Below are 24569 nucleotides of genomic sequence, written 5' to 3' on the forward strand. Positions count from 1 at the left end.
CGGGGCGGCCTCCTTCCCCGCTTGGGGGGGGAGGGGGGAGGCCTCCAAGGGATTGGGGGAGGGGGGGGGGGGGGGGGGGGGGGGTGGGGGGGGGGGGTGGGGGGAAAACCCAAACCCCCCCCCCACGACCCACCCGCGCCGACGACTCGGATAGGTCCGTTCGGCCCGGAATTTCACCGACGAACGGACACTGCCGCCCGTCCCCCGGACGGGTAGTGTGCCGTGGCATGCATGAGGGGCAGATCGACCTCCTTCCGGGCGAACGGGTCATCTGGGCCGGGCAGCCGGTGCGCAGGCCCCTCTTCAATCCCGGTGACCGGTTCAACGTCCCCGTCGGACTGCTCTGGCTCGGTGGCGTCACGGCGTTCTTCGCCGCCAACCACGACACGGCGTTCCACATGGCCGGGTGGGTCGTGCTCACCGCCGCGGGCGTCTTCCATCTCGCCGGCAGGCCCCTGATCCGCTACCTCAGGCTTGCTTCGACGACGTACGCCGTCACGGACGGCAGGGTCATCGCGACCAGTTCGCTCGTCCGCCGCAAGGAGGAGTCCGCGGCGCTGGCCGGACTGGCGGATCCCGTCGTCACGCCCGGGCCGGGCAAGACCGGGACGATCACCTTCGGCAGGCTCGGCGTGCTGGCGTGGGCGTCGGCGAACTTCGGCGCGGGTACCGGGAAGGACCGCGAGCCGCCGGTCATCCTCGTGGGTGTCAGCGACGTGGCGAAAGTGCGCGAGAAGCTCGCGAAAGCCGTCGACGAGGCACGACAGCGCCAGGGATCGATGGCCGGAGAATGACCCGACTGTGTCCGATTCAGCCACCGAGAATGACTCGACTGTGTGCTATACAACCGTGCGGCTGATGTTACCGGCCGGTACACTCGGGCGGTCGTCCAGCGCCGGAGGTGCACCGTGCCCTATCCCACGGACCGTGAACGGGACCGCCCCTGGGTGATGCGGACCTACGCGGGCCACTCGTCCGCGGCCGCGTCCAACGAGCTGTACCGCCGTAACCTCGCGAAGGGGCAGACCGGCCTCTCGGTCGCCTTCGATCTGCCGACGCAGACCGGCTACGACCCGGATCACCAGCTGTCCAAGGGCGAGGTCGGCAAGGTCGGCGTCCCGGTTTCGCATATCGACGACATGCGGCGCCTCTTCGACGGCATCCCGCTCGCCGAGGCCAACACCTCGATGACGATCAACGCGCCCGCCATGTGGCTGCTGGCGCTCTACGTCTCCGTCGCGCGCGAGCAGGCCGAAGCCGAGGGCCGTGACGTGGACGAGGTGCTGGCCAAGCTCACCGGCACCACGCAGAACGACATCATCAAGGAATACCTCTCCCGAGGTACCTACATCTTCCCGCCGGGCCCGAGTCTCCGCCTGATCACCGACATGATCGCGTGGACCGTGCACCACGTGCCGAAGTGGAACCCGATCAACATCTGCAGCTATCACCTGCAGGAGGCCGGCGCGACGCCGACGCAAGAGGTCGCGTACGCGTTGTGCACCGCCATCGCCGTCCTCGACGCGGTCCGCGACTCCGGGCAGGTCGAGCAGGCCGACATGGCCAAGGTGGTCGCGCGGATCTCGTTCTTCGTCAACGCCGGTGTGCGGTTCGTCGAAGAGATGTCGAAGATGCGCGCGTTCACCGCGCTCTGGGACGAGATCACCCGGGATCGTTACGGCGTCACGGATCCCAAGGCGCGACGGCTGCGCTACGGCGTGCAGGTCAACTCGCTGGGCCTGACCGAGGCGCAGCCCGAGAACAACGTCCAGCGCATCGTGCTGGAGATGCTCGCGGTCTCGCTTTCCCGCGGCGCCAGGGCGCGCGCGATCCAGCTGCCCGCGTGGAACGAGGCGCTCGGCCTGCCCCGGCCGTGGGATCAGCAGTGGGCGCTGCGGATGCAGCAGGTGCTCGCGTTCGAGACCGACCTGCTCGAGTACGAGGACATCTTCGACGGCTCGCACGTCATCCAGGCCAAGGTCGACGAGATCATGGCCGGCGCGCGCGAGGAGATCGCGCGCGTGCAGGATCTCGGCGGCGCCGTCGCGGCCGTCGAGAGCGGCTACATGAAGTCCCAGCTCGTCGCCTCGCTCGCGGAGTACCGGCGCGGTATGGAGAACGGCGAGCGGATCCTGGTCGGGGTCAACAAGTTCGAGACCACCGAGCCTTCGCCGCTGCAGGCCGAAGGGGCCAAGGCGATCGAAACGATCGACCCCGCCGTCGAAAAGCAGGCCGTCACCGCGATCGAGGAATGGCGGACGCAGCGCGACAACGCGGCCGCCGAGTCGGCGCTGGAGAAGCTGAAGGCCATCGCGAAGACGTCGGAGAACCTGTTCGAGGCCACGATCGACTGTGCCCGCGCCGGGGTGACCACCGGCGAATGGTCGGGCGCGCTGCGCGAGGTGTTCGGCGAATACCGCGCTCCCACCGGGGTTTCCGCGTCGGCGGCCGCGGGTGAGGGCAACGAGGAGATCCGCCGGGTCCGTGAGCGGGTCAAGGCGACGAACACCGAGATCGGCGAGCGGCTGCGGATCCTGGTCGGCAAACCCGGCCTAGACGGGCACTCGAACGGCGCCGAGCAGGTGGCCGTGCGGGCGCGCGACGTCGGTTTCGAGGTGGTGTACCAGGGCATCCGGCTCACCCCGGAGCAGATCGTCGCGGCCGCCGTCCAGGAGGGCGTGCACGTCGTCGGGCTTTCGGTGCTCTCTGGTTCGCATCTCGAGGTCGTGCCGCAGGTCGTGGACGGTTTGCGGGCCGCGGGCGCGGGCGACATCCCGGTCATCGTCGGCGGCATCATCCCGCCGGACGACGAGAAGCTCCTGCTGGAGCGGGGGATCGCGAAAGTGTTCACGCCGAAGGACTACGAACTCACCGACATCATGAACGGAATTGTCGGATTGGTGCGGGAGCGCCACGGTCTGAGCACATAAGGTCACCGTAAATCTCGGTACCGTAACGGCAGGTGGTTCGTCACCCGCTCACACTGCCCGCGCCAAGGTACCCACCTACGTTTCGATTAAAACCGATTAATCGAAAAGAGGTGCCGCGATGGTGCACGGCGAGTGGTCGAGGCGGGAGTTCTTCCGGCGGTCAGCGGTTCTGGGCGCGGTGACGATCGGTGGTCCGGTGCTGCTGTCCGCGTGCACGTCCACGTCTTCCGGGGACGCGTTGCAGGCGGCCAAGGACGCGAAGAAGATCAGGATCGGTATCGCGAACGAAGCGCCGTACGGTTTCACGGACCAGGGCGGCAGGGTCACCGGTGAGGCACCCGAGGTCGCCCGCGCCGTCTTCAAGGCCATGGGCATCGACAACGTGGACGCCGAAGCGGTCTCCTTCGACCAGCTGATCCCCGCGCTCAACGCCAGGAAGTACGACGTCGTCGCGGCGGGCATGAACATCAAGAAGGAACGCTGCGACGCGGCGGCCTTCTCGATCCCCGACTACTCGGCGCTGACCGCTTTGCTGGTACCCAAGGGGAACCCACAGCAGGTGCTGAAGTTCGAGGACATCGCGGCCAAGAAGGTCAAGGTCGCCGTGCTCTCGGCGGCCGTGGAGAAGGGGTACGCCACCGACTCCGGCGTCGCCGAGGACCAGATCGTCACCCTCGATTCGCAGGACAACATGCTCCGCGCGGTCACCGACGGCCGGGTCTACTGCGCCGCGCTCACCGACATCTCCCTCAAGGACGTCCTGGCGAAGAGCCCCGGCGCGGCCGCCGAAGTCACGCCAGGCTTCGACCCGATCAAGGACGGCAAACCGGTCGTGTCCGCCGGCGCCTTCGTCTTCCGCAAGGACGACGACCCGTTGCGTGAGGCGTTCAACATCGAACTCAAGAAGCTGCAGGACAGCGGCGAATGGACCAGGATCGTGACACCGTTCGGGTTCTCGGCGGACAACCTGCCGAAGCCCGGTGTCACCACCGAGACACTCTGCGCGGTGTGACGGGGCGAACCACATGTCCTCGTCGGTATCGCATATCATCACGTCCGTCCTCAGTGGACTGACCGCGACCGTCACCGCGGCGCTCGGCGGGATCGCGCTCACCGTGGTGCTCTCGCTGGCCGCCGGGCTGGCGCTGAGATCCCCGTCCCGGCCGGTGCGGGGGATTTCCCGGGTCTACGTCGAGATCTTCCGCGGCACCTCGGAAGTCGTCCAGCTGTTCTGGCTCTACTTCGTGCTTCCGGTGCTGGTCGGCCTCCAGCTGGTGCCGATGTTCGCCGGGATCCTGGTGCTGGGGCTCAACCACGGGGCCTACGGCGCGGAGATCGTCCGCGGCGCGGTGAATTCGGTCCCGCGCGCGCAGTTCGAGGGCGCCGTCGCGCTCAACCTGAGCCCGGCCCAGCGGATGCGGCGGGTGATCCTGCCGCAGGCGTTCGCGGAAATGCTGCCACCGTTCAACAATCTCTTCATCCAGTTGCTGAAGAGCACCGCACTGCTGTCGTTCATCGGGGTCCCGGAGATGGCCCGCCAAGGTGAACTGCTGCGGCCGGTGTTCAGTGCCGAGATCGGCTGGATCTACGGCACCGAACTCGTGCTCTACCTCCTGCTCGCGTTGCTGATCACGAGCGGGATGCGGCTGCTGGAACGGCTCGCCGCGCGGCGTCTCGGCCGGGCCCCGGCCAAGATGACGGCCACCGCGGGAGGTGTGTGATGGATTGGAGCTGGGAATCCGCCGCGAAATCGGTTCCCCTTCTGCTGGAAGGGCTTCTCGTCACCGTCGAGATCACCCTGCTGGCCTCGGTGGTCGCGTACGCGCTCGGCCTGGTGTTCGCGCTGATCCGCCGGACGGGGATTCCCGTGTTGTCCCAGGCGGTTCTGCTGTTCATCGAGTTCGTCCGCAGCACGCCCTTGCTGATCCAGGTGTTCGTGCTCTACTACGTGATCCAGCCGGTGGGCGGGATGACGTTGTCCCCGTTCACCACCGGTGTCATCGCGCTCGGCGTGCATTACGCGACGTATGCGGCCGAGGTCTACCGTGCCGGGATCGAGGCTGTCCCGAAAGGACAGTGGGAGGCCGCGACCGCGCTGAACCTCCCGAGGTCGCGGGTGTGGACCGCGGTCGTCCTGCCGCAGGCGGTGCCACGGGTGCTGCCCGCGCTCGGCAACTACACGATCTCGATGTTCAAGGAAACGCCGTTGCTGCTGGCGATCGGCGTCGTCGACGTCCTGGCGAGGGCGAAGGAGGTCGGCGCCGACACGTTCCGCGTCGTCGAGCCGTACACCCTGGCCGGGGTGCTGTTCCTGCTGGTGAGCCTGCCGGCTTCGATTCTGGTGAGAAGGTTGGAGCGACGTGCCGCCCACAGTTGATTCCCCGATGATCCGGTTCTCGCAGGTGGTCAAGTCCTACGGAGACCACGTCGTGCTGCGCGACCTCGATTTCACCGTCGCGCCAGGGGAGTTCGTCTCGCTGATCGGGCCGAGCGGGTCCGGGAAGACGACGATCCTGCGGCTGCTGATGACACTGGAGAAGGTCGACGGCGGCACCATCGAGGTCTGCGGCGACTATCTGAGCCATATGAAGCGCGGCGAGAAACTGGTACCCGCGGACGAGAAGTACCTGCGGGAGGCGCGCAAGCGGATCGGCATGGTGTTCCAGCAGTTCAACCTGTTCCCCAACATGAACGTGCTGCGCAACATCACCGAGGCGCCGATCCATTCGCTCGGCGTCGCCAGGGACGAGGCCGAGGCGCGGGCCGCCGAACTGCTGGAAATGGTGGGGCTCACGGACAAGAAGGACGCGCACCCCACCCGGCTTTCCGGTGGCCAGCAGCAGCGCGTCGCGATCGCCCGCGCGCTCGCGATGCGGCCGGACGTGCTGCTGCTGGACGAGGTGACGTCGGCGCTCGACCCGGAACTGGTCGCCGACGTCCTGCGCGTGCTGCGCGAGATCGCGACGTCCACCGACATCACGATCCTCTGTGTCACGCACGAAATGCAGTTCGCGCGGGACGTCTCGGACCGGGTGATGATGTTCGACCAGGGGCAGGTGCTGGAGGACGCCACGCCGGACAAGCTGTTCAACGACCCGGAGCACGACCGGACGCGGCGGTTCCTCAAGGCGGTCATCGACCGGGCGTGAGGCTCACGACCGCGTCGGTACAACTGGTCGTGAGTGGCGATTCGGGTTAGAACACGAATCGCCACTCACGACCAACTTGACCCAGTCCGGCCCGGCAGTCTCAAAGCCTCCCGAGGATCTCCTTCGTCGAGGTGACCGTGGCGAACCCGCCCCCGTGCAGGTTCGTCGCGGTCGCCTTGGAGAGCTCGTCCGCGGTCAGGACGCTGCCGTCCGGCCCGGCGAGGTCGAAGGTGAAGGTGGCGTCGAGCGCGAAAGTCACGTCGTAGCCGAGGTTCCCGCCGACGCGCGCGGTGGTCTCGCAGCAGAAGTTCGTCTGGATACCGGCGAGCACGAACGACGTGATGCCGCGCGTCTTCAGCCAGCCGTCGAGATCGACGTCGCCGTGGAAGGCCGAGTTGACCTTCTTGCCGAACACCAGGTCCGCGCGCACGCCGTCGAGTTCGGGCTTGAAGTGGTTGCCCTCCTGTCCCGGCTGGAGCGACGAGCCGGGTTTCACGGAGTCGTGGTGCACCAGCACGATCGGCAGCCCGCGCTCCTGGTAGGCGTCGACGAGCGCCTTGATGTTGGCTTCCGCGCCGGGGTTGTTGCGCGGGCCCCAGACGGGCTTGTCGAAGCCGCGCTGGACGTCGATCACGAGCAGGGCCTTGTTTTCAGTGGTCATGGCGTCGAGTTTCACGCGTTCCGCCGTCGTCGGGGAGTGGCAGACGAAGCGCGATGCGGTACTTTCCTGCCATGCGAACCGTGGGTGTGCTCCTCCTGCCGGGCAGCCGGTCTTTCGATCTGGGTGTGATCGGCGAGGTCTGGGGCGTGGACCGGACCGACAGCGGTATCGGTCCCTTCGAGGTCCGGCTCTGCGCGTCCGGCCGCGGCTCGATCGCCGTCCATCCGTTCGGCCGGATCGAGGCCACCCATGGGCTGAGCGGGCTGGCGGGCTGTGATCTCGTCCTCGTGCCCGGCCGGGTTGACCCGCACGCCGGGGTGCCCGCGGCCGCCGTCGCCGCGCTGCGCAAGGCGCACCGGGCGGGGATCACCGTGGCGTCGCTGTGCTCCGGGGCCTTCACGCTGGCCGCGGCCGGGTTGCTCGACGGCCGCTCCGTCACCACGCACTGGCGGCTGCTGGACGATCTCGAAGCCGCCGCTCGCGACGCCGTCGTCCAGCGGGACGTCCTGTTCACCGACGAGGGCGACGTCCTGACCTCCGCCGGGGTGGTCGGCGGGCTGGATCTCTGCCTGCATCTGGTGCGCCGCGAGCACGGCGCCGAGGTCGCCGCCGCCCTCGCCCGGCGGCTGGTGATGCCGCCCGCGAGGGAAGGTGGCCAGCGGCAGTACGTCGACAACCCGTTGCCGCCCAAGCCGTCGAGGCCGAGCGTGTCGTCCACAATGGACTGGGCGCTGGAGCGGATCGCCGACGACATCGGCGTCGACGACCTCGTCGGTCACGCCGGGCTGAGCGAGCGGACCTTCCATCGCGAGTTCGCGGCGGCCACCGGCGTGACACCGGGGCGGTGGCTGCGCGCGCAGCGGGTGCGGCTCGCGCGGCGGCTGCTGGAGACCACCGAGCTCCCGGTCGAGCGGGTCGCGCAGCGTTCCGGCCTCGGCACCGCCGCCAACCTGCGGCGAAGGCTCCGTGCCGACGTCGGTGTCGGGCCCGATTCGTATCGCCGGACGTTCCGGTCGGTTACCGTCGAAGCATGGCCGAGTACGAGCACATCCTCGTGAAGCGGGACGGCGACACCGTCACGATCACCATGAACCGCGCCGCGCGGCGGAACTCGCTGTCGGCGGACCACCTCGCCGAGCTCGTCGCGGCGTTCCGCGAGGCCGGGGACACCGACGCCACCGGGATCGTCCTGGCGGGCGCCGGGCCGGTGTTCTCGGCGGGACACGACTTCGGCGACGTCGCCGCGCGCGACCTGATGGGCGTGCGCGAGCTGCTGCGGCTGTGCACGGATCTGATGGGCACGATGCGGTCCGTCCCGCAGGTCGTCGTCGCGCGGGTGCACGGGCTCGCGACCGCCGCGGGCTGCCAGCTGGTTGCCTCGTGCGACCTCGCCGTCGCCGCGGAGTCCGCCGGGTTCGCCCTTCCCGGTGGCAAGGGCGGCTGGTTCTGTCACACGCCCGCGGTGCCGGTGGCGCGCGCGATCGGGCGGAAACGCCTGATGGAGCTGGCACTCACCGGCGACGTCGTCGACGCCGCGACCGCACTGGACTGGGGCCTGGTGAACCGCGTCGTGCCGGACGACTCGCTGGACGAGGCCGTCGCTTCGCTGCTCGGACGTGCGACGCGGGGGAGCCGGGCCAGCAAGGCGATGGGCAAGCAGACCCTCTACGCGCAGCTGGACCGGCCCGAGGCCGACGCCTACGCGCTGGCGCTGGAGGTGATGGCTTCGGCTTCGCAGCTGCCCGGTGCACGTGAGGGGATGGCGGCCTTCCTGGAGAAGCGTTCCCCGGTGTGGCCCGACTGAGCCACGCTGGGCGTGCCATGAAGGACGCTTTCATAGCAAAATTTGCTATGAAAGGCCCCTTCATGGCACGCGCGGGTGGGGGTCAGAGTCGCTCGCGCATGAGCAGAAGTGTGTAGGCGGCCAGCGTCTGTGAGTCGGTGATGTCGCCCGAAGCGATCATCTTCTCGAACTCCCCGCGCTCGAACCACGCCGTCCGCATGTCCTGCTCCTCGACCTCGCGCTGGGCTTCACCCTGCGTGAGATCGGTGGCGAGGAACACGTGCCCGCGCTGGCTCGAAAACCCGGGCGCGACGTCGGTCTTGCCGAGGTCGGCCATCGAGCCCGCGATCAGCCCGGTCTCCTCCCGCAGTTCGCGGGCGGCGAGTTCGAGCGGCGGGACGTCGGCCAGCTCGGGCGCGGTGCCCATCGGGAACTCCCAGCGCCGCATCCCGACCGGGTAGCGGAACTGTTCGACCAGGTGAAACCGGGCACCGTCGAACGGGATCACCACGGCACAGGTGGGTTTGTCGACGACGGCGTAGATCCCCTCGGAACCGTCGAGCCGCCGGATGGCGTCCTCGCGCAGGGTCATCCAGTTGTTCCGGTACACCTCGCGGGAGCTGACACGCTGAACGGGGTCCATGCGCACAGTATCGCCGTGCTTGTCCTACCCTCGCGGGGTGCGCCTTGTGATCGCTCGCTGCCAGGTCGACTACGCCGGCCGTCTGACCGCCCATCTGCCGATGGCCACCCGGCTGCTGCTCGTGAAGGCCGACGGCTCGGTGTCCGTGCATTCGGACGACCGCGCCTACAAGCCGCTGAACTGGATGAGCCCGCCGTGCTGGCTGATCGAGGACGGCAAGCTGTGGATCGTCGAGAACAAGCAGGGGGAGAAGCTCGTCATCACGATCGACGAGATCTTCCACGACCACCCCCAGGAACTCGGCGCGGAACCGGGACTGCAGAAGGACGGTGTCGAGGCGCACCTTCAGGAACTGCTCGCCGAGCACATCAAGACCCTCGGTGAGGGCTACACCCTGGTGCGGCGGGAGTTCCCGACCGCGATCGGGCCGGTCGACATCATGGCCCGCGACGCCGACGGGGCCAGTGTCGCCGTCGAGATCAAGCGGCGTGGCGAGATCGACGGCGTCGAGCAGCTGACGCGGTACCTGGAACTGCTCAACCGCGACCCGCTGCTGGCGCCGGTGCAGGGCGTCTTCGCGGCGCAGATCATCAAGCCGCAGGCGCGGGTGCTGGCCGAGGACCGGGGGATCCGGTGCCTCACGCTGGACTACGACGCGTTGCGCGGCATCGAATCGGACGAGTTCCGCCTCTTCTGAGTTTCGCGAGTAGTCCTCTGGAGGCGGTAGTTGAACGCGCAACCACCGCATCCAGGGGACTACTCGCGTCGGCTCCTCGCGGCGAACAGCCGATATCGAATCGAGTCCTCGGATTCGTATCTGCATTCTTTCTCGCGACACAGAATGCCCAAAAGGGCGGCGAGAAATTAACGAACTCGCGTTCTCCTGCAAAAGAACCAGCTATTTCTGTGCCATTCGGGTGAACGCCGGATTGCCCGGTCTCGCGCTGTGTCACACTCGATTTCCGCGAGGGTTATCGCCGACATGCGGCGGTCGCGGGTGCAGGGGTGATGTGCCATGGCTGATTCTCGGAAGAACGTCGATCTCGTGCTGGAAGGCGGCGGCGTCAAAGGTATCGGGCTGCTGGGCGCGGTGCTGGAGTTGCACGAAGCCGGTTATTCGTTTCCCCGGATCGCCGGGACGAGCGCGGGCGCGATCGTCGCGACACTGGTCGCCGCGTATCAGAAGGCGGGCAAGGATCTCGGTGGTCTGGAAGCGGTGATGAACGACTTGGACTGCCGCCGTTTTCAGGATCAGTCCCTGCTCGACAAGGTCACCGGCCCGATCGGTGACGGCGTCGATCTGCTCCTGCACGACGGGATGCACTCCGGTGAGTATCTCACCGAATGGCTCACGCCGTTGCTGGAAGAGGTCGGAGTGCGCACCTTCGCCGATCTCGCCATCGAGGATCCCGAGGGTACTTTGCTTCCGTACCAACGGTATTCCCTCGTCGTCCACGTCAGTGACCTGACCCGTCGCGTGCTCGTCCGGTTGCCTTGGGACTATTCCCAGTACGGCCGCGATCCCGGTGCGGAGAAAATCGTCGACGCCGTCCGCGCGTCGATGTCGATCCCGCTCTATTTCCGGCCGGTGCAGTTCGACGTCCACCCCGAGGGGACCGTCACGTGGGTCGACGGCGGCCTGCTGTCGAACTTCCCGATCACCGTCTTCGACCGGACCGACGCGAAGAAGCCGAGGTGGCCGACCTGGGGCGTGAAGCTGTCCGGGGAACCCGCGGGCGGCAACGACAAACCGGTGAAGAGCGCGTTGCGGATCGCCATCGGTTCGCTCGAAACCCTGCTGTCGGACTGGAATCGTTACCGGTTGCACGAGGAAGGTGTGAACCGGCGGACGGTGTACGTCGACACGACCGGGGTTTCCGCCGTCGACTTCGGGCTCGGCGAAGAGGAGAAGAAGCGCCTCTTCGAAAGCGGGCGGGAGGCCGCGCGGCGGTTTCTGGAAAAGATTGTGCCGCAGTGAACTCGCCGGCGGTATTCCGGTGGGATGAGGGATAGGAGGATCCCATGCGTTATCGCCCGATCGGCAGCGACCCGGCGGACGGCCGCCTCGGCCGGTTCGTCCCGGACGACTGGCGCCACGTCGAGCGCTATCCGCTGACCGCGCTGGCCACCGAGGACCGGCCCACCCGGTCGCCGGTCGTCATCGGTGTCAACTGGTACAAGGAATTCGACGTACCGGAGAAGGACGAGAAGTCCGGCGAGTTCTTCGTCGCGAAAGGCGGAGCGAAATCGCTCACGAGGATCCGCGGCGGGCACTGCGTCTGCCTCGAACCCGGTGAATCGACCGACGGTGACACCCAGTACGCCTTCTACGACCAGGGCAAGGAAGGCGCCTGCGTCGGCTTTGGCTGGTCGCGCTGCATGACGATGTTCAACGGCGACCTGTACGCCGCGCGGTGGCTGTGGGACCAGTCGAAGCTCCGTGACGAATGGGGCGAGACCAACCCCGGCGACAACAACGGCACGTCCGTCCGCGCGGCGGCCGAGGTCCTGCTCGAACTGGGCCACGTCCCGTGGTCCGAGACCTACACGGACGACGACCACGTCAAGCGGGCCGCCTACACGCCCGACGTCAAGAACGGCATCCAGGCCTATCGCTGGGCGAAGACGGTCGACGAGGTGCACGAGGTCCTGGGCAACCCGCGTGCCGACGAACTCGGCGCCGTGCCGTTCCTCAACTCGTGGGGCTCGGGCTACCCGCACCGCACGTACCTGCCGGACGACGTCCTCGCCCGGTTGATCGAGGAGGACGGCGAAGTAAGCCTGCCCACGGACCGGTAAACCCCCACCGGTCACGGGAAAGGGCCGTTCCCGGCGGAAGCCCGGAGCGGCCCTTTTCGTGCTGCGTCCTAACGGTCGAAGGTGATCCCGGTCCGCACTCGCACCTCGGTTCCGGGACAGCCCGAGCCGGCGGGACGTTCCGCCGTGAACGTGTACCCCTGGTCGCTCGCCACGGGGAACTCGACGCGCACCAGGCTGTCGCGGGAGACGGCCTCGGCGGCCACCGCGCCGCCGACCGAGACGTGCCACCGCACCTCCGCCTCACAATCGGGCAGTTCGACGGACAGCATGCCGGTACCTCGTTTCGACGGCCGGTGGACTCCCGCGAACCGGGTCTCGACCTTCCCACCGGGAGCCAGTTCGTAGATGTGCATCGGTGCGCATAACGTCGCTTCGCCCGCGTTCGGGCACTCCTGCACCGTCCGGGGTGCGTCGCCACCCGCGACCGTGGTCCGCACGTGATCCGGCAAGGATGCCAGCACGAGCGCGATCACGCCGGCGGCGGCGAGAAACCCCGCTGCCGAGGTTGTCGTGGCCAGTACGGCGCGCACCCGCTGCCTGATGGTCTCGACCCGCTCCCGTGCGGCGGCTTCCACTCGCTCCAGCACCTCGGGTTTGTCCGTGGCCGCGGAGATGAGCAGCGCGAGATCGCGGGTCGTCCCCTTGGTGGCCCGGTATGCCAGCCAGGCCGCGATGACCGCCAGCAAGGCGCTGACGATGCCCGCGATCCAGGACGCGCGCTCGACAAGGGTCCAGTCCATCGAGGCAGCCAACCGGACTCGCCGCGGCGCCGGGACGGCAGTTCTGCCGATAAGCGGACAGGAATTGTCAGGAACTGTCCCGAAACAGACACGTCAGGGCGGTCGCCGCCCACCCGTACTGCCGCTCCTGAATCCATGCAGTATGGTCCGCGATTGACGCGATACCGGCGTTTCTCGTGGACATTTTCACTATGGAGGTGGGTCGGTTGCACGTGCTGGCCGATGCGAACCTGCGGCTCGACGCAAGTCCGATCGACTACGTCCTGCTCGCCTTCTATTTCGCACTGGTGCTCGGCATCGGGTACATGGCGCGAAGGTCGGTCTCGAGCAGCCTCGACTTCTTCCTCTCCGGCCGCTCGCTGCCCGCCTGGGTCACCGGTCTCGCCTTCATCTCGGCGAACCTCGGCGCGGTCGAGATCATGGGCATGTCGGCCAACGGCGTGCTCTACGGCCTGCCGACGGTCCACTACTTCTGGATCGGCGCGATCCCGGCGATGCTGTTCCTCGGCATCGTGATGATGCCGTTCTACTACGGTTCGAAGGTCCGCAGTGTCCCGGAGTTCATGCTCCGCCGGTTCGGCAAACCCGCCCACCTGGTCAACGGCATCAGCTTCGCGAGCGCGCAGATCCTCATCGCGGGCGCGAACCTGTTCCTGCTCGCCAGCGTGGTGAACCTCCTGCTCGGCTGGCCGCTGTGGGTGTCGATCATCGTCGCGGCCGCGGTCGTGCTCTCCTACACCGCGCTCGGCGGCCTCTCCGCCGCGATCTACAACGAGGTGCTGCAGTTCTTCGTGATCGTCGCGGCGCTGCTGCCGCTGACCATCGTCGGCCTGGTGAAGGTCGGCGGGTGGCAGGGCCTTGTCGACAAGGTCACCGCGAGCCCCGGCGGCGAAGCGCAGCTGCACTCGTGGCCGGGTGACAACCTCACCGGCTTCGGCAACAGCTTCCTGTCGGTCCTCGGTCTCGTCTTCGGTCTCGGTTTCGTGCTGTCCTTCGGTTACTGGACCACGAACTTCGTCGAGGTCCAGCGCGCGATGGCGTCGAAGAGCATGTCGGCCGCGCGGCGGACGCCGATCATCGGCGCCTTCCCGAAGATGCTGATCCCGTTCATCGTGATCATCCCCGGCATGATCGCCGCGGTCACCGTTTCCGAGTACGTCCAGGACAAGCAGGTCCTGCTCGACGGCGGCGACGCGCCGAGCGGCGTGACCGCGAACAACGCCATCCTGCTGCTGATGCGCGACCTGCTGCCCAACGGCATGCTCGGGGTCGCGCTCGCCGGTCTGCTCGCCTCGTTCATGGCCGGGATGGCCGCGAACCTGAGCTCGTTCAACACCGTGTTCACCTACGACATCTGGCAGTCGTACGTGAAGAAGAACGAGTCGGACGGCTACTACCTCCGGCTCGGCCGCCTGGTCACCGCCATCGGCACCGTGCTCGCGATCGGCACCGCGTTCATCGCGTCGAACTCCGGGAACATCCTGACCTATCTGCAGGATCTGTTCTCCTTCTTCAACGCGCCGCTGTTCGCCACCTTCATCCTCGGCATGTTCTGGAAGCGGATGACGCCGACGGCGGGCTGGGTGGGCCTGGTGTCCGGTACCGCCTCCGCGATCACCGTGTGGCTGCTGTCGCAGGCCGGAGTCCTCGGGCTCACCGGGCAGGGCATCAGCTTCGTGGCCGCCGGTACCGCGTTCGTCGTCGACATCGCGGTCAGCGTCGGGGTCTCGCTCGCCACCGCGCCGAAGCCGGAGGCCCAGCTGGTCGGCCTCGTCTACTCCCTCACCCCGAAGGAGTCGCTGAAGCACGACGAGACCGGCGACGACGCGGGCTGGTACCGCAAGCCGGGACTGCTCGCGGGCATCGTGCTGATCCTGACCATCGTGCTCAACATCATCTTCTAGGAGGCCGGAGATGGCTGCGTCGCAAGCTCCCAAGAAGGCCGGCGTCTTCGACATCCGGCTGATCATCGCGCTGCTCATCGGCGGCTACGGGCTGGTGCTCACGATCATGGGGCTTTGGTTCACCACCGACGAGGAGCTGACCAAGGCCGCCGACGTCAACATCAACCTGTGGGCGGGCATCGGCATGCTGGTGTTCGCGGCGCTGTTCGTGCTGTGGGCGAAGCTGCGGCCCATCGTGGTGCCGCCCAGCACCGAGGACGGGGAATAGCCGGGTTGTCCGGACACCGGCGAGGGGCTCCGGCTACCGTGCACTTCGTGCTGTTCAACGCTCGACGTCGCCGGATCGCGTCCGTGCTGGCCATGGTGGCCGCGCTCGGCGCGGTGTCGGCCTGCGGTCAGAACCTCGGCAAGTCCAACTTCGCCCGCACCACCGTCGCCGCCGAACCCGGCTCCGGTAACGGCTCGGTGCCCGACGGGGACATCAACGATCCGGCGGTCACCCCCGCGGTGCTGCGCACGATCGACCCGTGCGGGCTGGTGAGCAAGGAAGTCATGGGCGGCCTCGGCACGCCGGAGGACCCGACGGCGAACCTCAGCTCGTTCGGCACCTGCCGGGCGAAGGCCGTGGACGCCGGCGGCAAGGCACTCACGGTCAGGGTCGAGATCGGCGCGTCGATCTACTCCTCGATCAACGGCGTCACCGTTTCGGCGGTCGACGGGCTGCCGCAGATCGAGCGCAAGGACAAGGACGGAAAGACCTGCGACGTCGGCATCATGACCCTGCGCAAGCCCGAGCGCGGGATCAACTTCTCGGTCACCTACGACGGCGGCGACCCGTGCGCGACAGGCCGTGCGGTGGCCGCGAAGGCCGTGAAGAGCCTGCACGCGTCACCGGCGAAGTACCCGGCCGTCGCGGGCACGCTCACCGGTGTCGATCCGTGCACCGCCGCCGACACCGCCGTCCTCAACGAGGTGGTGCCGCACGGCGCCGCCACGCTGAACTCCTTCCACTTCTGTGACTGGACACCGGGCTCCAATCCGCGGATCTCGATCGGCTTCCGCCGCGCCCTGCCGCCGGCGGAACGCGACGGGAACAAGAAGATCGACATCGACGGCGTCGCCGTGTACCAGAAGGTCGGCAGCGGCAGCGACGCCGAGTGCAAGCTCGAGTGGCAGCACAAACCGTGGGCGGACGACGAGGTCGAAATCGTCAGCGTCAACTACAAGAACTACGACGAGAAGAAGGACGAAGCGGCGTCGTGCGGCAAGGCGGCCAAGGTCGCCAAATCGGTGATCTCCAAGCTGCCGAAGCCCTGACGCTGGCGGCATCCGGCCGGGCGAGGTAGGAAGGGGACACCCCACCCGCCGACGGCCGGAGGCCACCCTTGAAGAAGATCATCAACGACCCGAAGACGGTGGTCGCGGAATCCCTGCGCGGCCTCGCCGCGGCGCACGCGGACGTCCTGCGCGTGGAGGACGACCCGGCGCTCGTGGTGCGGGTGGACGCGCCCGTGGCGGGCAAGGTCGCGGTGATCTCCGGCGGCGGCTCCGGGCACGAACCGCTGCACGGTGGCTTCGTCGGGCAGGGCATGCTCGCGGCCGCCGTCCCGGGCGCGGTGTTCACCTCGCCGACGCCGGACGCCGTGGAGGCCGCGGTCAAGGCCACCACCGGGGACGCGGGCGCGTTGCTGATCGTGAAGAACTACACCGGCGATGTGCTCAACTTCGAGACCGCCGCGGAACTCGCCGCCGCCGAAGGGCTGGACGTGCGCAGCGTGGTGATCGACGACGACGTCGCGGTCAAGGACTCCACCTACACCGCCGGCCGTCGCGGGGTCGGCGGCACGGTACTGCTGGAGAAGATCACCGGTGCCGCCGCCGAACGAGGCGACTCGCTCGACGCGGTGGAGGCCTTGGCGCGCAAGGTGATCGGCCAGGTCCGGTCGATCGGGGTCGCGCTCACCGCGCCGACCGTGCCGCACGCGGGCGAGCCGAGTTTCGACCTCGCCGACGACGAAATCGAGTTCGGCATCGGCATCCACGGCGAACCCGGTATCGAACGGACCGCCGTGATGACGGCCGACGAACTCGTCGCGCGCATGGTCGAAGCGGTGGTCACGGATCTGCCCTTCGCCGAGGGCGACAAGGTCCTGCTGTTCACGAACTCGATGGGCGGGACCCCGCTGGTCGAGCTGTACCTGGCCCACGGGATCGCCGAGCGGCTGCTGGCCGAGCGTGGGATCGTGGTCGAACGGCGGCTGGTGGGGCCGTACATCACCAGCCTCGAGATGCAGGGGATGAGCCTGACGTTGCTGAAACTGGACGACGAGCTGACCGAGTTGTGGGACGCGCCGGTGAACACCCCGGCCCTGAGGTGGGGAGTCTGATGGCCTGCACCGCCGAGACGCTCGCCGCCGCCTTGCGGGCGGCGGCCGTGGTGATCGCCGAGCATCGGGTCGAGCTGATCGAACTCGACCGCGCGATCGGCGACGCCGACCACGGCGAGAACATGGACCGGGGGTTCACCGCCATCGTGTCCGCTTTGGACACCGCCGTCCCCGAAACCCCCGCCGCGGTCGCGAAGCTCGCCGCCACGACGCTGATCTCGAAGGTCGGCGGCGCGGCTGGACCGTTGTACGGCACGGCTTTCCTGCGCGCGTCGGTCAAGCTGGGCGACGCGGCCGAAGTGGACGGTCCGCTGCTCGTCGAGGTCCTGCGCGCGGCACTCGAAGGGGTGCAGGCGCGAGGCAAGGCCGTCGGGGGAGACGCGACCATGGTCGACGCCCTGATCCCCGCCGTCTCCGCCGCCGAGGAAGCCTCCGGATCCGGCATCGCGGAGATCCTGTCCGCGGCGGCGGACGCCGCGGACAAGGGCGCCGAGTCCACTGTGGAGCTCGTGCCGCGCAAGGGCAGGGCCTCGTACCTCGGCGAGCGGGCGGTCGGGCATATGGATCCCGGTGCCCGTTCGACGGCGCTACTGCTGCGCGCGTTCGCGGAGGCCGCCAAGTGAGCGTCGGAATCGTGCTCGTCTCCCACAGCGCCAAACTCGCCGAAGGGCTCGCGGAACTCGCCGCGCAGATGGCGCCGGACGTCACCATCGCGGCGGCGGGCGGCCTGGCCGACGGCGGGATCGGCACGGGTTACGACGAGGTCGTCGCCGCGACACAGCGCGCCGAGTCGGGATCGGGCGTCGTCCTGCTGTACGACCTGGGCAGCGCGCAGATGACCGCGGAACTGGCCGTCGAATCGCTCGCCGATCCGTCGGCCGCGGTCGTCGTGGACGCGCCGCTGGTCGAAGGCGCGATCGCCGCCGCCGTCGCGGCGCAGGGCGGGGCGGACCGCAAGGCCGTCGCCGAAGCGGCCGCGGCGGCGGGCGCGCCACCGGACCTGACGTTCGACGAAGGTACGCAGGACGGCGAGAGCAGTGTCGAACTCACGCTGCGGAACGACGTCGGACTGCACGCGCGGCCCGCCGCGGTCCTGGTCCGCAGTATCGCGGGGCTGGACGCGCAGGTCACCGTGCGGCTCGGCGACGAGACCGCGGACGCCAACAGCGTGCTCGCGCTGATGGCGCTCGGCGCTCGTCAGGGTGACCGGATCGAGGTCCGGGCGAAGGGGGCGCAGGCCGAGGAAGCGCTCGCCAAGGTCAAAGATCTCGTGGACCAGAACTTCGGCGAGTGAGCTGACGTCTCATGCCGTGAAGGCCTCCTTGCCTACTCTGAGGGTAGGGAAGGAGGCCTTCACGGCATGTGGGGCCGCAAAATGTCCGCCTCGGCCTTCGTCCGCGAGTGACACTTACTCGATTCGGAGGGTGACAGCCGCTGCTTTCCGCGCCCTGGCATGGCACGATCGGAGAAACTACCAGCGAGTAACCTCCGGAGGCCGGTTGTGGCGCGGGAAATCTCGAGTGTGGGAGTCATCGGTCTCGGCACCATGGGTGCCGGGATCGCCGAGGTGCTCGCGCGGAGCGACGTGTCCGTCGTCGCGGTGGAGATCGACGACGACGGCGTTCAGCGTGGCCGGGGCCATCTGGAGCATTCGACCGAACGGGCGGTGACCGGCGGCAAACTCGACGCCGACGGCCGGAGCGCGCTGCTGGACCGGATCCGATACACCACGTCGCTGACCGAACTGTCCGATGTGGACCTGGTGATCGAGGCGATCCCGGAGAACCTCGAAGCGAAATCCGACGTGTTCGCCCAGCTGGACAAGATCACCGGCCCGGACACGATCTTCGTCTCGAACACCTCCTCCTTGTCGATCACCGAGATCGGCGTGCACACCGCGCGGCCGGGCAAGGTCGTCGGGATGCACTTCTTCAACCCGGCGCCGATCCTCAAGCTGGTCGAGATCGTCCGCACCGTCGTCACCGAACCCGAGGTGGTCACCGACGTCGTCGCGTTCGCCGAACGCCTCGGCAAGACCCCGGTGGTGATCGGCGACCGCGCCGGGTTCATCGCCAACGCCCTGCTCTTCGGGTACCTCAACCACGCCGTGCGGATGTACGAGCAGCGCTACGCCACGCGCGAGGATCTCGACGCGGCGATGCGGTTCGGCTGCGGGTATCCCATGGGGCCCTTGGCTTTGCTCGACCTCATCGGGCTGGACACCGCGTACGAGATCCTCGACACGATGTACCACCAGTCGCGCAACCGGCTGCACGCGCCGGCGCCGCTGCTGAAGCAGATGATCACCGCCGGACTGCTCGGCCGGAAGACCGGCCGGGGTTTCTACACCTACGACGAGCCCGATTCGCCGACGGTGACCGACGCGGTCACGAAGTCCACAGTGGACAGCGTGGCGCCTCGTGAGGTGCGCAAGGTCGGCGTCGTAGGGACCGGGACCATGGCGACGGGCATCGTCGAGGTGTTCGCGAAACGCGGTTACGAGGTCATCCTGCGGGCGCGGAGCGCGGAGAAGGCCGCGGCGTCGGTCGCGCGGGTGAAGAAGTCGCTGGACAAGGCCGTCGTCAAGGGCAAGTTGTCCGAGGAGGACGCCGCCGCCGCGCTGGGCCGGATCTCGCCGGCGGTGGAGTTCGAGGAACTGGCCGACGTCGACCTCGTGGTCGAGGCGGTGGCCGAAGACCTGGCCGTCAAGCAGGCGGTCTTCGCCGCGCTCGACGACGTCGTGAAGCCGGGCGCGGTCCTGGCGACGACCACGTCGTCCCTGCCGGTCATCGAATGCGCGGCCGCCACCTCGCGGCCTTCGGACGTGGTCGGCGTGCACTTCTTCAATCCGGCGCCGGTGATGAAACTCGTCGAGGTCGTCTCGACCATCGCCACCGCGCCCGACGTGATCGCGACGGTCGACGCCGTCTGCGCGGCCGTGGGCAAGCACCCCGTGCACTGCGGCGACCGGGCCGGGTTCATCGTCAACGCGCTGCTGTTCCCGTACCTGAACGACGCGGTGAAGATGCTCGAGGCGCACTACGCGGAAGCCGACGACATCGACACCGCGATGAAGGTGGGTTGCGGCCTGCCGATGGGCCCGTTCGAACTGCTCGACGTCGTCGGGCTGGACGTCTCCCTGGCGATCCAGCGGACTCTGTTCAACGAGTTCCGCGAAGAGGGCTTCGCGCCCGCGCCGCTGCTGGAACACCTCGTGACCGCCGGACGGCTCGGCCGGAAGACCGGAAAGGGGTTCAAGGACTACTCGGCCCGGTAACTTGGTGACATGCCGGTTTCCTCGGGGGTCAGGAAGCGGATCAAGGAGCTCCTCGATCCGGACGACGAGATCCACTACGTGTTCCCGGCCGACATCTTCGGCAGTACCAATCCCAGCGTGTTCTTCGCGGTGACCCGCAAGACGATCACGGTCCTCACCACCGGGTACCTGAGCCGGAAGACCCCGAAACGGGTGGTCGCGACGACACTGCGGAATCACCGGATCGGACCGGTCGACACGTCGACCGTCCCGTGGTTCAAGTTCAACGGCGTCGACTACGAGATCGACGACGAGTACATCTCCGTCGTGCACGCCGCCGATGCCGAGATCATGCAGGCAAAACCTGAAGATCCGCTCCCGGACCTCTAAGCTCCCGGGAGTGCGTCAGCTCACCTACGACGGGGTGCCCATCCCCGGTCTGAACGACCTGGTCCGGACGGCCATCCGGCTGCATCCCGCGCCGGGAGTCCCCGGTACGGACGAAAGCCACTTCGGCGGCCCGCTGCTCTGGCCGTCGGACGAGCCGTGGCCGGAGTGCCCGGTGACCTGGCCGCCCGACCCGGACGCGTCCGACGACGCGTGGACGGGCGGGCATCCGCTCGACGAGCCGGTCCCGGCGATGGTCGTCGCGGCGCAGTTCTTCCGCGACGACTTCCCGGAGCTGCCCTTCCCGGAGGGCACCGACGTCCTGCAGATCCTGTTCTGCCCGATGGACCACGACAGCCCGCACCAGCAGGGGCCCGCGGTCCGGCTGGTCTGGCGTGACGCGGGCGAGGTGCGGGACATCGCGGACCCGCCTCCGGCCCCCGAGAACGCCGAAGCCGCCTACGTGCCGGATCCCTGCGTTTTCGAACCGTGCTCGATCGACGAGCTGCCCCGGCTCTGCGACTTCCCGGCGGAGACCCGCGCCGCGCTCGGCATTCCCGAGGGCGCGGGCGACGACCCGGAGGGCTGGCCGGAGCTGGACCAGTACTCGAAGATCGGCGGCTGGACCGCCTGGGACGCGACCGATCGGCACGAGCTGGGCTGCCGGGAATGCGGCGCCGACCTGCGCCAGACGATCGCGCTGGCCTCGGAGGAGCACGAGGTCGGCTGCGGATGCGAGGTCGCCGAGGGCGAGGCGGCGGGCTGGTCCTTCCACCGCCAGGGGGTGCTGAACGTCTTCACGTGCCCGACCGACGTCACGCATCCCTTCAAGGTCCGGATCGATTAGCCGGGCGGTAGCAAAGGTCCCCCGCTCCAGTGCTGGAAGACCAGGTTCGTGTGCACCCGGGCGACCTCGTCGCGGGCGGTCAGTTCGTCGAGCACCAGCCGTTGCAGCTCGGTCGCCGAAGCGGTGGCGACGTGCGCGAGGAAGTCGTCCGGGCCGGTCAGGTGGTAGACGGCGCGGACCTCGGGCAGGGCGAGCAGATGCTCGACGAACGAATCGACCAGCGCGCGCCGGTGCGGACGGACCTGCACGAACAGGAGCGCTTCGAGCGGGCGGCCGAGCTTGGCCGCGTCCACCTCGGCGCGCTGGCCGATGATCACCCCGAGCTCGCGCAGCCGGTTGACGCGATCGAGACAGGTCGAGGGCGCGACGCCGACTTCGGCCGCCAGATCCTTGTTCGAGATCCGGGCGTCGTTCTGCAAGAGCCGCAGAATTCGAAGATCAACCGTACTCAGTTCGACGGAATCCGACATCGGCGAATGATATCCGAGGATATTGCGGACGATCCGAAGAAAATCGCACTATCTGGGGTATGACTGCAACGCTGCGCACCCGAGCCGTTCACGCCGGCCGTGACGATCTCACGGACCTCGGCGTCCACGCCGCTCCGCTCGACCTGTCCACGACCTACCCGTCGCGGGACAGCGTCGAGGAGGCGGGCCGCATCGACGAATTCGCCGCCTCGGGATCACTGTCCGGGCTCCCGGTCTACGGGCGGCTGAGCAACCCGACCGTCGAACGCTTCGAGAAGGCGCTGGCCGAACTCGAAGGATTCGACGACGCCGTCGCGTTCGCCACCGGCATGGCCGCGGTCTCGGCGTCGCTGCTCGCCGCCGTCGCGCAGGGCAAACGGCATGTCGTCGCCGTCCGGCCTGTCTACGGCTGCACCGATCACATGCTCACGTCCGGTCTGCTCGGCACCGAGGTGACCTGGGCCGATCCGGAAGGCGTCGCGTCGGCGCTGCGGCCCGACACCGGGTTGGTGCTGCTCGAAACCCCCGCGAACCCGACCCTGCGCGAGGTCGACATCGCCGAGATCGTGCGTGCCGCGGGCGAGGTCCCGGTGCTGGTCGACAACACCTTCGCGACTCCCGTGCTCCAGCGGCCGGGGCGGCACGGTGCCCGATTCGTCCTGCACAGCGCGACCAAGTTCCTCGGCGGGCACGGCGACGTCATGGGCGGCGTGGTCGCTTGCAGTGCCGAAGACGCGGGGATGCTGCGGCAGATCCGCTTCGCCACCGGAGGCGTGCTGCACCCGCTCGCCGGGTACATGCTGCTTCGCGGCCTCTCGACTCTTCCGCTGCGCGTCAACGCCGCGTCCGCGACGGCCGCCGAACTCGTCGAGCGGCTTCGCGGCCACGCGAACGTGAGTGCCGTGCACTACCCGGCCGTCGGTGGTCCGTTGATCGCGTTCGAGGTCGAGGGCGATCCGCACGCGCTCATCGGCGCGGTCCGGCTGATCACCCCGGCCGTCAGCCTCGGCAGTGTGGATTCGCTCATCCAGCATCCCGCCTCGATCAGCCACCGGATCGTCGCCGAGGACGACCGGCGCGGCGCGGGGGTCACCGACCGGCTCATCCGCATGTCGGTGGGACTGGAGGACGTCGAGGACCTGTGGCACGACCTGGATCAGGCCCTCAAGTCTTGCTGAATTCTGCGATCGTCATCACCGGGATGTCGACAAATCGTCCGGCCTGGCTAACCTGGTCGGGTGAAAGATCTGGTCTCGTCCTGGGTGGAATCTTCGGCTCGTAGCACGCTTTCCCGGCTGCACCAGCAGATCGGTGTGGCCGGGCTCGCCGCGGCGGCGGCCGTGCCCGGGCTGTCGGCCGTCTTCGATCAGCACTCCGCCGCGGTGCGGGACATCCTCGCGGCGGGGGTCGAAGGTTCGGCGGCGGTCGCCGGGGTCGTCCTTCTCGCCGGCTACACGCGCGGGCTGCTCGACGAGGCGAAGGCCAAGGGGTGGACGTTCCGCATCCCGGCCGATCTGTCCGCCTGGACCACCAGCGACTGGATGACCGCGCGGCTGGTCGGCGTGTGTTCGCTGGCCGCCTCGATGGACGACCGGCGGACCCAGCCGACCGGGAACGGGTAGGGCGGCCGGACGCCCCACCCGCTCCCGTGGAAGGTCAGCGGTACTCCGGCGGAGGGGGCATGTTTCCACCGGGGGGCCGCTGGCCGGGATCCTGGTGCTGGGGCATCTGACCCTGGCTGGGCGGGAACTGCTGGTGCTGAGTCGGCGTGTTCGGGTTCGCGGCGTGATGCCCGGCGGACACCGGCTGGTGGACCGTCGTCCGCTCGGCAGGCACCTCACCCGAGCGGCCGGCGTCCTCGCGACCGCGCTGGTAGGCCTCGGCCTGCGCCTTCGCGGCGGGGATCTCCGCCTCGGCCCGGCCGAGCCAGGTCTCCCAGCGCTGCTGCATCGGCTTGATGAGACCACCACCGACACCGACGACGGCGATCCCGCCGACCGTGGCGAGCACGGTGATCAGCACCGGCATCGTGACCGCGGTGGCCACGCCGATCTGGTTCAGCGCGGCGATCGCGCCGAGGCCCCAGATGAACACCGAGGCGATGGTGGCGAGCACCTTGCCGTAGGAGACACCGCCGAGGGCGTTGCCGATCAGGTCCTTGACCGCCTTGGCGACCGCGCCGGCGATCACCACGATGACGATCGCGACGATGGCGCGCGGCAGCCACGCGACGATGTCGTTGAGCAGCGCGCTCACCGGGTTCGGACCGAACACGCCGAACGCGAACTGCAGGGCGATCAGCAGGATCGCGTAGTAGACGATCTTGCTGATGATGCTCGACGCGTCGAACTGGCTGCGCGCGAGCATCTGCTTGAAGCCCCCGCGTTCGAGGAGCCGGTTGAACCCGACCTTCTCGAGCACCATGCTCACGGCCTTCGAGAGCGCCTTGGCGATCAGCCAGCCGATGAACAGGATGACCAGGAACGCGAGCAGTTTCGGGACGAAGGTGGCGACCGAACTCCAGGCGCTCGACACGCCCTGACCGAAGTCGACGGCCGCCAGTGCTGATGTGGCCACTGGACTTTCTCCCTT

The 24569-nt window shown here is 68.4% G+C and carries 27 protein-coding genes; 22 read left to right on the forward strand and 5 right to left on the reverse strand.

Annotation, left to right across the window (positions count from 1 at the left end; genetic code table 11):
- Window positions 1-227 precede the first annotated feature (227 nt).
- From AC0685_RS30045 to ehuA, 6 genes are all read left to right on the forward strand, one after another.
- The gene (locus AC0685_RS30045) at window positions 228-794 is read left to right on the forward strand and encodes a YdbT family protein (RefSeq protein ID WP_478228581.1); all 567 of its coding nucleotides are present in this window, start codon (window positions 228-230) and stop codon (window positions 792-794) included.
- Window positions 795-908: 114 nt separating this feature from the next.
- Complete coding sequence (locus tag AC0685_RS30050; protein WP_478228582.1) at window positions 909-2930, forward strand: protein meaA; 2022 nt, start codon at window positions 909-911, stop codon at window positions 2928-2930.
- A 118-nt stretch (window positions 2931-3048) separates the two neighbouring features.
- Entirely contained in the window at window positions 3049-3942 is an 894-nt protein-coding gene (ehuB, locus tag AC0685_RS30055) for an ectoine/hydroxyectoine ABC transporter substrate-binding protein EhuB (RefSeq protein ID WP_478228583.1), read from the forward strand.
- A gap of 13 nt (window positions 3943-3955) precedes the next feature.
- A complete protein-coding gene (gene ehuC / locus AC0685_RS30060; protein WP_478228584.1) occupies window positions 3956-4651 on the forward strand; it encodes an ectoine/hydroxyectoine ABC transporter permease subunit EhuC in 696 nt (231 codons plus the stop codon).
- A complete protein-coding gene (ehuD, locus tag AC0685_RS30065) occupies window positions 4651-5307 on the forward strand; it encodes an ectoine/hydroxyectoine ABC transporter permease subunit EhuD (RefSeq protein ID WP_478228585.1) in 657 nt (218 codons plus the stop codon). Before ehuC ends, ehuD begins: the two co-directional genes overlap by 1 nt.
- 7 nt (window positions 5308-5314) lie before the next feature.
- Window positions 5315-6079 (forward strand): ectoine/hydroxyectoine ABC transporter ATP-binding protein EhuA, encoded by a 765-nt coding sequence (gene ehuA, locus AC0685_RS30070; RefSeq protein ID WP_340688750.1) that lies wholly within the window; start codon window positions 5315-5317, stop codon window positions 6077-6079.
- A 100-nt stretch (window positions 6080-6179) separates the two neighbouring features.
- Here ehuA and AC0685_RS30075 read toward each other — a convergent pair whose 3' ends face one another.
- Window positions 6180-6740, reverse strand: a complete 561-nt coding sequence (locus AC0685_RS30075) for a cysteine hydrolase family protein (RefSeq protein ID WP_478228586.1) — start codon at window positions 6738-6740, stop codon at window positions 6180-6182.
- A gap of 71 nt (window positions 6741-6811) precedes the next feature.
- Between AC0685_RS30075 and AC0685_RS30080 the strand changes: the two genes are divergently transcribed.
- Together AC0685_RS30080 and AC0685_RS30085 are read left to right on the forward strand one after the other, a co-directional pair.
- Window positions 6812-7798 carry a GlxA family transcriptional regulator gene (locus AC0685_RS30080; RefSeq protein ID WP_478228587.1) on the forward strand — a complete coding sequence of 329 codons (987 nt, stop codon included), beginning with the start codon at window positions 6812-6814 and terminating at the stop codon, window positions 7796-7798.
- Entirely contained in the window at window positions 7771-8544 is a 774-nt protein-coding gene (locus AC0685_RS30085; protein WP_478228588.1) for an enoyl-CoA hydratase-related protein, read from the forward strand. The genes AC0685_RS30080 and AC0685_RS30085 overlap by 28 nt, the downstream gene beginning before the upstream one ends.
- A gap of 82 nt (window positions 8545-8626) precedes the next feature.
- On the opposite strand, the gene AC0685_RS30090 is transcribed toward AC0685_RS30085, so the two are convergent.
- The gene (locus AC0685_RS30090; protein WP_478228589.1) at window positions 8627-9166 is read right to left on the reverse strand and encodes an NUDIX domain-containing protein; all 540 of its coding nucleotides are present in this window, start codon (window positions 9164-9166) and stop codon (window positions 8627-8629) included.
- A 37-nt stretch (window positions 9167-9203) separates the two neighbouring features.
- Between AC0685_RS30090 and nucS the strand changes: the two genes are divergently transcribed.
- The 3 genes from nucS (at window position 9204) to AC0685_RS30105 (ending at window position 11965) form a co-directional block, all read left to right on the forward strand.
- On the forward strand, window positions 9204-9863 hold the full coding sequence (nucS, locus tag AC0685_RS30095; protein ID WP_340683735.1) for an endonuclease NucS: 660 nt from the start codon (window positions 9204-9206) through the stop codon (window positions 9861-9863).
- Window positions 9864-10181: 318 nt separating this feature from the next.
- Window positions 10182-11144: a patatin-like phospholipase family protein gene (locus AC0685_RS30100; protein WP_478228590.1), complete on the forward strand. Its 963-nt coding sequence runs from the start codon at window positions 10182-10184 to the stop codon at window positions 11142-11144.
- A 44-nt stretch (window positions 11145-11188) separates the two neighbouring features.
- A complete protein-coding gene (locus AC0685_RS30105; protein ID WP_478228591.1) occupies window positions 11189-11965 on the forward strand; it encodes a hypothetical protein in 777 nt (258 codons plus the stop codon).
- Window positions 11966-12033: 68 nt separating this feature from the next.
- On the opposite strand, the gene AC0685_RS30110 is transcribed toward AC0685_RS30105, so the two are convergent.
- Window positions 12034-12726: a hypothetical protein gene (locus tag AC0685_RS30110; RefSeq protein WP_478228592.1), complete on the reverse strand. Its 693-nt coding sequence runs from the start codon at window positions 12724-12726 to the stop codon at window positions 12034-12036.
- A 206-nt stretch (window positions 12727-12932) separates the two neighbouring features.
- Between AC0685_RS30110 and AC0685_RS30115 the strand changes: the two genes are divergently transcribed.
- From AC0685_RS30115 to AC0685_RS30155, 9 genes are all read left to right on the forward strand, one after another.
- Window positions 12933-14630, forward strand: coding sequence for a sodium:solute symporter family protein (locus tag AC0685_RS30115; protein ID WP_478228682.1), 1698 nt, complete (start codon window positions 12933-12935; stop codon window positions 14628-14630).
- A 10-nt stretch (window positions 14631-14640) separates the two neighbouring features.
- Window positions 14641-14898 carry a hypothetical protein gene (locus AC0685_RS30120; protein ID WP_478228593.1) on the forward strand — a complete coding sequence of 86 codons (258 nt, stop codon included), beginning with the start codon at window positions 14641-14643 and terminating at the stop codon, window positions 14896-14898.
- 47 nt (window positions 14899-14945) lie between these two features.
- On the forward strand, window positions 14946-15947 hold the full coding sequence (locus AC0685_RS30125) for a DUF3558 domain-containing protein (protein WP_478228594.1): 1002 nt from the start codon (window positions 14946-14948) through the stop codon (window positions 15945-15947).
- 68 nt (window positions 15948-16015) lie between these two features.
- Window positions 16016-17017, forward strand: a complete 1002-nt coding sequence (gene dhaK, locus AC0685_RS30130; RefSeq protein WP_478228595.1) for a dihydroxyacetone kinase subunit DhaK — start codon at window positions 16016-16018, stop codon at window positions 17015-17017.
- Window positions 17017-17640: a dihydroxyacetone kinase subunit DhaL gene (gene dhaL, locus AC0685_RS30135; protein ID WP_478228596.1), complete on the forward strand. Its 624-nt coding sequence runs from the start codon at window positions 17017-17019 to the stop codon at window positions 17638-17640. The genes dhaK and dhaL overlap by 1 nt, the downstream gene beginning before the upstream one ends.
- Window positions 17637-18311 carry a dihydroxyacetone kinase phosphoryl donor subunit DhaM gene (dhaM, locus tag AC0685_RS30140; protein WP_478228597.1) on the forward strand — a complete coding sequence of 225 codons (675 nt, stop codon included), beginning with the start codon at window positions 17637-17639 and terminating at the stop codon, window positions 18309-18311. Before dhaL ends, dhaM begins: the two co-directional genes overlap by 4 nt.
- Window positions 18312-18518: 207 nt before the next feature.
- Window positions 18519-20294 (forward strand): 3-hydroxyacyl-CoA dehydrogenase family protein, encoded by a 1776-nt coding sequence (locus AC0685_RS30145; protein WP_478228598.1) that lies wholly within the window; start codon window positions 18519-18521, stop codon window positions 20292-20294.
- A gap of 9 nt (window positions 20295-20303) precedes the next feature.
- Window positions 20304-20663, forward strand: a complete 360-nt coding sequence (locus AC0685_RS30150) for a hypothetical protein (protein WP_478228599.1) — start codon at window positions 20304-20306, stop codon at window positions 20661-20663.
- A gap of 10 nt (window positions 20664-20673) precedes the next feature.
- Entirely contained in the window at window positions 20674-21507 is an 834-nt protein-coding gene (locus AC0685_RS30155) for a YwqG family protein (protein WP_478228600.1), read from the forward strand.
- On the opposite strand, the gene AC0685_RS30160 is transcribed toward AC0685_RS30155, so the two are convergent.
- Window positions 21504-21977 (reverse strand): Lrp/AsnC family transcriptional regulator, encoded by a 474-nt coding sequence (locus tag AC0685_RS30160; protein WP_016336815.1) that lies wholly within the window; start codon window positions 21975-21977, stop codon window positions 21504-21506. The genes AC0685_RS30155 and AC0685_RS30160 overlap by 4 nt on opposite strands.
- 59 nt (window positions 21978-22036) lie before the next feature.
- Here AC0685_RS30160 and AC0685_RS30165 point away from each other — a divergent pair, with 59 nt between their 5' ends.
- Together AC0685_RS30165 and AC0685_RS30170 are read left to right on the forward strand one after the other, a co-directional pair.
- Window positions 22037-23155 carry a trans-sulfuration enzyme family protein gene (locus AC0685_RS30165; RefSeq protein ID WP_478228601.1) on the forward strand — a complete coding sequence of 373 codons (1119 nt, stop codon included), beginning with the start codon at window positions 22037-22039 and terminating at the stop codon, window positions 23153-23155.
- Window positions 23156-23215: 60 nt separating this feature from the next.
- The gene (locus AC0685_RS30170) at window positions 23216-23599 is read left to right on the forward strand and encodes a DUF6401 family natural product biosynthesis protein (RefSeq protein ID WP_340683721.1); all 384 of its coding nucleotides are present in this window, start codon (window positions 23216-23218) and stop codon (window positions 23597-23599) included.
- A 34-nt stretch (window positions 23600-23633) separates the two neighbouring features.
- On the opposite strand, the gene AC0685_RS30175 is transcribed toward AC0685_RS30170, so the two are convergent.
- Window positions 23634-24554: a membrane protein gene (locus tag AC0685_RS30175; RefSeq protein ID WP_478228602.1), complete on the reverse strand. Its 921-nt coding sequence runs from the start codon at window positions 24552-24554 to the stop codon at window positions 23634-23636.
- Window positions 24555-24569: the final 15 nt, after the last annotated feature.

The sequence above is a fragment of the Amycolatopsis sp. NPDC043889 genome, assembly GCF_056435645.1.